Source organism: Mycobacterium sp., assembly GCF_035653355.1.
GTDB lineage: Bacteria > Actinomycetota > Actinomycetes > Mycobacteriales > Mycobacteriaceae > Mycobacterium.
This window is the reverse complement of the sequence record NZ_DASRBZ010000557.1, coordinates 1-7,634: the sequence shown is the minus strand read 5'-3', so window position 1 is coordinate 7,634 and position 7,634 is coordinate 1. Positions and strand designations below refer to the sequence as shown.

Annotated in this window: 8 protein-coding genes; 5 read left to right on the top strand and 3 right to left on the bottom strand. The window is 65.0% G+C overall.

The features are described from left to right. The 5 genes from VFA16_RS19105 to VFA16_RS19085 all read left to right on the top strand — a co-directional run. Window positions 1–750, top strand: a 750-nt coding sequence (locus VFA16_RS19105) for a phosphotransferase family protein (protein ID WP_324969325.1), incomplete at its 5' end; no start/stop codon positions are given. A gap of 1 nt (window position 751) precedes the next feature. Continuing rightward, complete coding sequence (locus VFA16_RS19100; protein WP_324969324.1) at window positions 752–1,516, top strand: SDR family NAD(P)-dependent oxidoreductase; 765 nt, start codon at window positions 752–754, stop codon at window positions 1,514–1,516. Window positions 1,517–1,583: 67 nt separating this feature from the next. Beyond that, window positions 1,584–2,891, top strand: coding sequence for an acyl-CoA dehydrogenase family protein (locus VFA16_RS19095; RefSeq protein WP_324969323.1), 1,308 nt, complete (start codon window positions 1,584–1,586; stop codon window positions 2,889–2,891). Next, window positions 2,888–3,487, top strand: coding sequence for a helix-turn-helix domain-containing protein (locus tag VFA16_RS19090; protein ID WP_324969322.1), 600 nt, complete (start codon window positions 2,888–2,890; stop codon window positions 3,485–3,487). The genes VFA16_RS19095 and VFA16_RS19090 overlap by 4 nt, the downstream gene beginning before the upstream one ends. Next, the gene (locus VFA16_RS19085; RefSeq protein WP_324969321.1) at window positions 3,487–4,458 is read left to right on the top strand and encodes an NADPH:quinone oxidoreductase family protein; all 972 of its coding nucleotides are present in this window, start codon (window positions 3,487–3,489) and stop codon (window positions 4,456–4,458) included. Before VFA16_RS19090 ends, VFA16_RS19085 begins: the two co-directional genes overlap by 1 nt. 84 nt (window positions 4,459–4,542) lie before the next feature. On the opposite strand, the gene VFA16_RS19080 is transcribed toward VFA16_RS19085, so the two are convergent. The 3 genes from VFA16_RS19080 to VFA16_RS19070 all read right to left on the bottom strand — a co-directional run bounded on the left by VFA16_RS19080 (window position 4,543) and on the right by VFA16_RS19070 (window position 7,439). Beyond that, window positions 4,543–5,007: a lipoprotein LpqH gene (locus VFA16_RS19080; protein ID WP_324969320.1), complete on the bottom strand. Its 465-nt coding sequence runs from the start codon at window positions 5,005–5,007 to the stop codon at window positions 4,543–4,545. A gap of 253 nt (window positions 5,008–5,260) precedes the next feature. Next, window positions 5,261–6,757, bottom strand: a complete 1,497-nt coding sequence (locus tag VFA16_RS19075) for a HAMP domain-containing sensor histidine kinase (RefSeq protein WP_324969319.1) — start codon at window positions 6,755–6,757, stop codon at window positions 5,261–5,263. Then, the gene (locus VFA16_RS19070; RefSeq protein ID WP_324969327.1) at window positions 6,735–7,439 is read right to left on the bottom strand and encodes a response regulator transcription factor; all 705 of its coding nucleotides are present in this window, start codon (window positions 7,437–7,439) and stop codon (window positions 6,735–6,737) included. Before VFA16_RS19070 ends, VFA16_RS19075 begins: the two co-directional genes overlap by 23 nt. Window positions 7,440–7,634 lie beyond the last annotated feature (195 nt).

The window sequence follows — 7,634 nt, the reverse complement described above, 5'->3', positions numbered from 1 at the left end:
CTGCTCGGCATGCCCTTCTATGTCATGCGGGCGATCGACGGATGGAGTCCGATGGACGGCGGCTGGCCCGCACCGTTCGACACCGACCTGGCCGCGCGCCGCGGGTTGGCGTTCGAACTCGTCGACGGCGCGGCCAAGCTGGGCAGGGTGGATTGGCGCGCCCGAGGTTTGGAGGGTTTCGGCCGCCCGGACGGATTCCACGAGCGCCAAGTCGCTCGCTGGCTCGCTTTTCTCGACGCCTACCGGGTACGCGACCTGCCGGGACTCGACGAAGCCGCCGACTGGCTGGGCCGCAACCGGCCGGCGCACTACACCGCAGGCATCATGCACGGCGACTATCAGTTCGCCAACGTGATGTTCGCGCACGGGGCGCCTGCGAAGCTGGCCGCGATCGTCGATTGGGAGATGACCACGGTCGGCGACCCGCTGCTGGACTTGGCTTGGTGTCTGCTGGGCTACGACGGCGAACAGCCGCGAACCGACGGCTTTTATCTCGACCTGACCGGAATGCCCACCCGCAGCGAATTGCTCGAGCACTACGAGAAGGTCAGCGGACTTTCCACCGAGAACATCGACTATTACCTGGTGTTGGCCAACTGGAAGCTCGGCATCGTGCTGGAGAAGACCTACGCCGCAGGGGTACGGACTGGCAAGGTGGACCCGAAGATCACCGAGGCATTTGGGCCAATGATCCTGCAGTTGATCGCCACCGCTGCCGAGCTGGCCCGGTCGCTACCGACGAAGGCGTGAAATGGGTTACGCCGACCAGCTTTTCGACCTCACCGATCGGGTAGTACTGATCACCGGCGGCAGCCGGGGCCTCGGGCGGGAAATGGCGTTCGGGGTTGCCCGCTGCGGCGCCGACGTGGTGATCGCCAGCCGGAAGATGGACAACTGCGTGGCCACCGCCAAGGAGATCGAGGCCGAGACGGGGCGTTCCGCGATGCCCTATGGCGTGCACGTGGGGCGGTGGGAACAACTCGACGGGCTTGTCGATGCGACGTATGACCGGTTCGGCAAGGTCGACGTATTGATCAACAACGCCGGCATGTCACCGATTTACGACAAGCTCACCGATGTCACCGAGAAGCTGTTCGACGCCGTGGTCAATCTCAACCTCAAGGGGCCGTTTCGATTGTCGGCGCTGGTCGGTGAACGCATGGTCGCGGCAGGCCGCGGGTCGATCATCAACGTCAGCACTGCGGGGTCGCTTCGCCCGGCACCGGACATCATCCCCTACGCGGCGGCAAAGGCTGGTCTCAATGCGATGACCGAGGCGCTGGCCAAGGCGTTCGGACCGGCCGTGCGGGTCAACACGCTGATGGCCGGCCCGTTTCTGACCGATGTCAGCAAGGCGTGGAATCTGGAGCAGGCGACGCAGAAGCCATTTGCTCACTTGTCGCTGCAACGGGCCGGGGACCCGGCCGAAATCGTCGGCGCTGCCCTGTTTTTGGCGTCGGACGCATCCAGCTTCACCACTGGCTCGATTCTGCGGGCCGACGGTGGGATCCCCTAGCGGCGATCGCAAGCGCGGCACGGCCGGGCGCAGCGGGTCGCCGCCGATGATCTAAGGAGGCTTCGACATGGCGTGGGACTTCTCCACCGAACCAGAGTTTGAAAAGAAGCTCGACTGGATCCGCGAGTTCGTCCGCGAAGAAGTGGAACCGCTCGAGGTGTTGTTTCCCGGCTGCGAGTTCCTGCCGCTCAACGACGAGCGTCGCAAAATCGTCGACCCGCTCAAACAGCAAGTCCGCGACCAAGGGCTGTGGGCCCCGCACCTCGGCCCGGAACTGGGCGGGCAAGGCTTCGGCGCGGTCAAGCTGACGCTGATCAACGAGATCCTGGGCCGCAGCCCATGGGCGCCCATCGTTTTCGGAACGCAAGCGCCCGACACCGGTAACGCTGAGATTTTGGCCCGCTTCGGCACCCAGGCGCAAAAAGACCGCTATCTGGCCGGTCTGCTCTCCGGCGAGATCTTCTCCTGCTTCTCAATGACCGAACCGCAAGGGGGCGCCGATCCGCGGGTCTTCACCACCCGTGCCGTGCGCGACGGCGATGACTGGGTGATCACCGGCCGGAAGTACTTCTCCTCCAACGCATCTGTGGCGTCGTTCTTCATCGTCGTCGCGATCACGGATCCCGACGTGCCGGTTCATCGCGGGGCGTCGACGTTCTTGGTGCCGGCGGGCACGCCGGGCCTGGTCATCGAAGCCACCCACCATTTGGCGGGTGCCCACCCGCATGAGCCCGGACATTCGTTGGTCCGCTACGACGAGGTGCGCCTGCCTTCGGATGCGCTTCTCGGCGAGCCCGGTCAGGGTTTCTTGATCCTGCAGACCAGGTTGGCCGGCGGGCGGCTCCATCACGCGATGCGCTCCATCGGGATTGCCCAACGCGCCATCGACATGATGGCCCGTCGCGCGAAAAGCCGTTTCACCCAAGGTAGTTCGCTGGCCGACAAACAGCTCGTGCAGGCATTCATTGCCGACTCCTACGCCGAGCTAATACCGTTCCGGTTGACGGTGCTGCACGCCGCGTGGTTGATCGACACCGCCGGTGAGCACGCCGCGCGCACCGAGATCGCTGTCTGCAAGATCCTGGCGTCGCAAGTGCTCAAGGCGATCGGGTTGCGCGCGATCCAGGTACACGGCGCATTGGGGCTTACCGACCAGTTGCCATTGACCAACGTGCTCCTTGGCGGCGTGGCGCTCGGTCTGGCGGACGGCCCCACCGAGGCGCACAAGGTCAACCTCGCCCGAATGCTGCTGAAGAACTACGAGGCCGAGGATCCCGAATGGCCCAGCGAATTGCTGGACAAGCGTGTGGAAGCCGCTCAGGCCAAGTATGGCGGCCTTGTCGATCGCATTCCCGCGTTACCTGATTCGCCATGAATAGTAGAGTCGCCGCCGCGGTGGAACGGGCGCTCGACGACCGTCAGCGCGAGGCCACCGAGGAAGTCGAGCGCATCCTGGCCGCCGCAGTGCGGGTGATGGAACGCGTCGCGCCCGAGCCGCCGCGCGTCAGCGACATCGTCGCCGAAGCGGGCTCGTCCAACAAGGCGTTCTACCGTTACTTCGCGGGCAAAGACGATCTCATCCTGGCAGTGATGGAGCGCGGTGTAGGGATCGTCGTCTCCTATCTCCAGCACCAAATGGCAAAGGAAGCCCGGCCAGAGGACAAGATCGCACGCTGGATCGAGGGCACGCTCGCGCAAGTCGCCGACCCTCATCTGATCAGCATGAGCCGTGCTGCGGCCGGACAGATGTCGGCCAGCGTCAACGTCGACGAGATCATGCAACCGCTGCGGGAGCTGCTGACCGAACCGGTCGCCGCTCTGGGCGGAGCCCACCCGGACCGGGATGCCGACGCGGTGTTTCTCTGCACAGCCGCAGCGATGCGCCGGTATGTCGGCTCGACCGACCGACCCAGCCGCGATGACATCCGGCATTTGGTTCGATTCTGCTTGCGCGGCTTAGGCGTAACGTGATGCGGACTGTCGTCTGCCGTCGATACGGCCCGCCCGAGGATTTAGTCCTGGAAGAGGTTCCCGACCCGACGCCGGGTCCCCGCGAGCTGGTAGTCCGGGTCCGCTCGGCGGCGGTGAACTTCCCGGATGTGCTGCTGATCGACGGCAAATACCAGGTCCAAATTCCGGTGCCGTTCACTCCGGGCAGTGAATTGGCCGGCGAGGTAGCAGCGGTTGGCGATGGTGTCAGTTTCGTTCCGGGCGACCGCGTGAGCGGTACCGCATTCGTGGGCGCTTTCGCCGAGCAGGCGCTGCTTCGCGCGGAGGCGGTGTCGGCGATACCGGATGGCGTCGACTTCGCCGCGGCGGCTGCGTTCGGTGTCACGTATCGCACCGCCTACCATGCGCTGCGGTCGGTAGCCCAAGTGGCGGAAGGCGATTGGGTGGTCGTGCTCGGCGCTGCCGGCGGGGTGGGGCTGGCGGCCGTCGATTTGGCGGTCGCGATGAAGGCTCGAGTGCTGGCGGCGGCGTCAAGCCCGGAAAAACTCGAGGTGTGCCGGCAGCGCGGCGCCGAGGCGATTGTCGACTACGACCGCGAAGATCTGCGGGCGCGAATCCGTGAGCTCACGGGTGGCGGTGCCCGGGTGGTGATCGACCCGGTCGGTGGACAGTATTCCGAACCGGCGCTGCGTGCGCTGGGTCGCGGCGGGGTCTTCGTCACCCTGGGCTATGCCGCAGGCTCGATTCCCGCGATACCGCTGAACCTCGTTCTGCTCAAAGGCATCACGGTCCGCGGCATGGAAATCCGAACCTTTCACGAGGATCACCCGGACGCCGCCGCGCGCGACATGGGCGAGCTGCAGCAGATGTTGGCCGACGGCCGCATACGGCCCTACATCGGTGCGCGGTTCCCGCTGGGCGACACTGCGGCGGCGTTGCGATATGTGGCGGACCGCAAGGCGATCGGCAAAGTGGTCATCGACGTCGATTGACGGGCCTCCGGTCTGAGGGATATGCGTTGTGGCATGACAACGGCGGCGCCCCGCGGACGCCGCCGTCATCGTGATTCGAGTCTGCTACGGGCAGGTCACGTCAACCTCAAAGGGCTTGCTCACCATGCCTGACATCGGATCGGACGGGTTCATCCCGGTCGCCGTGCCGCTGAACTTGTAGCCGCTGCCGTCCTTGGTGGCCTGAGCATTGGCCCCAGGGCTGCCCTGCTGATACGCGAGCTGTACGCCGTTGACTTTGCCGAGTGAGATCTGATGAATAGCAGGCGGATCGGCGTCGGTGGCCTGCACCGCAACAGTATTGGGCGAACCAGGTTGGCCGATCCCGATCTGCAGCTGGCCCCCGGCCTTTTGGCAGGTGACCGGACCGTTGACGTTCTGGTCCTGGCCATCGACAACCACCTTGGCGTGCCCCGAAGTGCTGACCTTCTGGCCGCCCCCGCTGGAACAACTCGCCACTGCTGCAGCGATCATCGCCGCGCCCCCGACAACCCCGACCCAACGCTTCACCAATGTCTCCTTCTCTGTCATGGCCCGTCAACGTCGGCGGACCGCCGCAAGCAGTATGGTGTTCGTTTGATCAACGGTCTTGAAAATGATGAAAATTTCTTCGGCAAGTAACTATCTTTATTCTGGTGGCGAAAAGGCCCTAGCAGATCCGCCGCAATCCATAGGTGTCGCTTACCGTTTCATGCGCGACCTTCGTTCTGGGTTGACGGCCCCACTGCCGCTTGGCGTTTCGCGCATCGCGGCCGATCACCATGGGGTTGGCGTTACCGGAGTTCTAGTGGTGGTTGGTGAGAGGCAACCGAACGGTGAATTCGGTGTGGCCAGGGGTGCTCTGGACCGCGATCGTCCCGTCGTGGGCTTTGACCACAGCTGAGACGATTGCCAACCCCAAGCCGGTGCTGCCGCCCTTGCGGGAGCGTGACGTGTCACCGCGGGCAAACCGCTCGAACACTTCCGACTGCAACCGTTCGGGAATCCCGGGACCGTTGTCGATCACCTTGAGCACGGTGTGTTTCGGCTCGGTGCTCAGCCGTGTTGTCACCACTGTTCCGGGACCGGTGTGGATGCGCGCGTTTGCGAGCAGATTTGTCACTACTTGGTGCAGCCGTGCTGCGTCCCCGAGGACCACTACCGGCTCGGGGGGCAGGTCGAGTTCCCACTGGTGATCCGGTCCCGCGACATGCGCGTCGCTCACGGCGTCGACCGCTACCCGGGAAAGGTCTACTGGTTTGCGTTCCAGGGGCCGACCGGAATCCAACCTCGCAAGCAGCAACAGGTCCTCGACCAGTCGGGTCATCCGTTCGGTCTCGGATTCCACCCGGCTCATCGCGTGGCCCACCGCATCGGTATCGGTGCGCATGCGTTGCGCGAGTTCGGTGTAGCCGCGGATCGCGGCAAGCGGAGTGCGCAGCTCATGGCTGGCGTCGGCGACGAATTGGCGCACCCGTGTCTCGCTGGCCTGCCGTGTCGACAACGCGGTCGCGAGGTGGTCGAGCATCCGGTTCACCGCCAATCCCAGCTGGCCCACTTCGGTGTACGGGTTGGCATCCGGTTCGGGAACCCGGACCGGCAGTGCCACCTCACCGCGGTCCAACGGCAAGTCGACGACTTCGCCGGCCGTTTGCGCCACCCGGCGTAGCGGTGCCAATGCTCGCCGGATGATCACGACGCCGGCGCTCGTCGCGGCGGCTAACGCGATCACCGTGACGACACCGAAAATCATCAGCATCCGGATCAACGTGGAGTCGACATTGGACATCGGCAACCCGGTGACGATGACGTCTTTACCGTGCCGCGCCGGAGCAGCCACCAAGCGGTAGCGGCCGAGCCCGTCGAGCTCACGGGTGACGGGGGTGCGGGCACTGGCGATCGCCGCCAACTGGTTCCTGGCGGTATCGGTCACCGCCGCACGCGATCCTGTGCTGGTCAGGTAACCGGCATTGACCGGCGGTGCGTTGCCGACAACGGCAGCAACCATGCCGACGGGCTGGCCTGGGGCATCGAGAAACCGTGGGCCGGGCCCCGGCATCGGAACTCGCGGATGCCGCCACGGCACCGGTGGGGGCGGCGGCTCGCCATAGGTGGTCGCCGAGCGGTGCGACGCACCCTGCAGTTGCTGGTCGAGTTGCCCCACCAGATAGCGGTACAACGCCAGCTCGGTTACCGCGCCAATTCCCACACACACCAGGGCCAGCACGACAACCTGCCCGGCCAACAGGCGTAACCGCAGCGACCAGATTCGTCGCGTGCTAGCGGGCCGGCTTGAGGACATAGCCGGCGCCGCGCAGTGTGTGGATCATGGGCTCGCGCCCGTTGTCGATTTTCTTGCGCAGGTAGGAGATGTAGAGCTCGACGATGTTGGAGCGGCCGCCGAAGTCGTAACTCCACACCCGGTCCAGGATTTGCGCCTTGCTCAGCACCCGCTTGGCGTTGCGCATCATGAACCGCAGAAGCTCGAACTCGGTGGACGTCAGCGCAATCGGATCGCCGCCGCGGGTGACCTCGTGGCTGTCCTCGTCGAGCACCAAGTCGCCGACCACGATCTGTGCACCGCTGTCCACTCTCGTCACCCCAGTGCGGCGCAACAACGCTCGTAGCCGCAGCACGACTTCTTCGATGCTGAACGGTTTGGTGACGTAGTCGTCGCCGCCGGCGGTCAGTCCGGCAATGCGGTCTTCCACTGCGTCTTTCGCCGTCAACAACAGCACCGCCAGGTGTGGATTCTGTTCGCGCAGCTTGCGCAGGACGTCCAGACCGCTCATGTCCGGCAGCATCACATCGAGAACCACGACGTCGGGGCGATGGCTTCGCGCGACAGTAATCGCCGAGGATCCGTCACCGGCAGTGGTGACGTCCCACCCCTCGTACCGCAGTGCCATCGACACCATTTCGGCGAGAACGGCTTCGTCGTCGACCACCAGCACGCTGATCGGATTGCCGTCGGCACGGCGCATTACGACACGCTCGGCCGACGTGTTGGATTGCGTCACAGCTTCCCACTCTCCGGACAGGAATGAGCCGATGCTGTGCCAATCCTATGGGTTAGCTGTGAGAACAGCCCCGCGACGCGGCAGAGCGCCTAAGCGCTCTAGTACCAGTAACGTCTGCCCGCCACCGGCCGTCCGACCGCGCCCATGATCCAGAAGATG

Bases quoted from the DNA above. Each gene is read 5' to 3' on its own strand.
- VFA16_RS19090 (WP_324969322.1), top strand. From the start codon at position 2,888: ATGAATAGTAGAGTCGCCGCCGCGGTGGAACGGGCGCTCGACGACCGT.
- VFA16_RS19095 (WP_324969323.1), top strand. From the start codon at position 1,584: ATGGCGTGGGACTTCTCCACCGAACCAGAGTTTGAAAAGAAGCTCGAC.
- VFA16_RS19080 (WP_324969320.1), bottom strand. From the start codon at position 5,007: ATGACAGAGAAGGAGACATTGGTGAAGCGTTGGGTCGGGGTTGTCGGG.
- VFA16_RS19100 (WP_324969324.1), top strand. From the start codon at position 752: ATGGGTTACGCCGACCAGCTTTTCGACCTCACCGATCGGGTAGTACTG.
- VFA16_RS19085 (WP_324969321.1), top strand. From the start codon at position 3,487: ATGCGGACTGTCGTCTGCCGTCGATACGGCCCGCCCGAGGATTTAGTC.
- VFA16_RS19075 (WP_324969319.1), bottom strand. From the start codon at position 6,757: ATGTCCTCAAGCCGGCCCGCTAGCACGCGACGAATCTGGTCGCTGCGG.
- VFA16_RS19070 (WP_324969327.1), bottom strand. From the start codon at position 7,439: ATGCGCCGTGCCGACGGCAATCCGATCAGCGTGCTGGTGGTCGACGAC.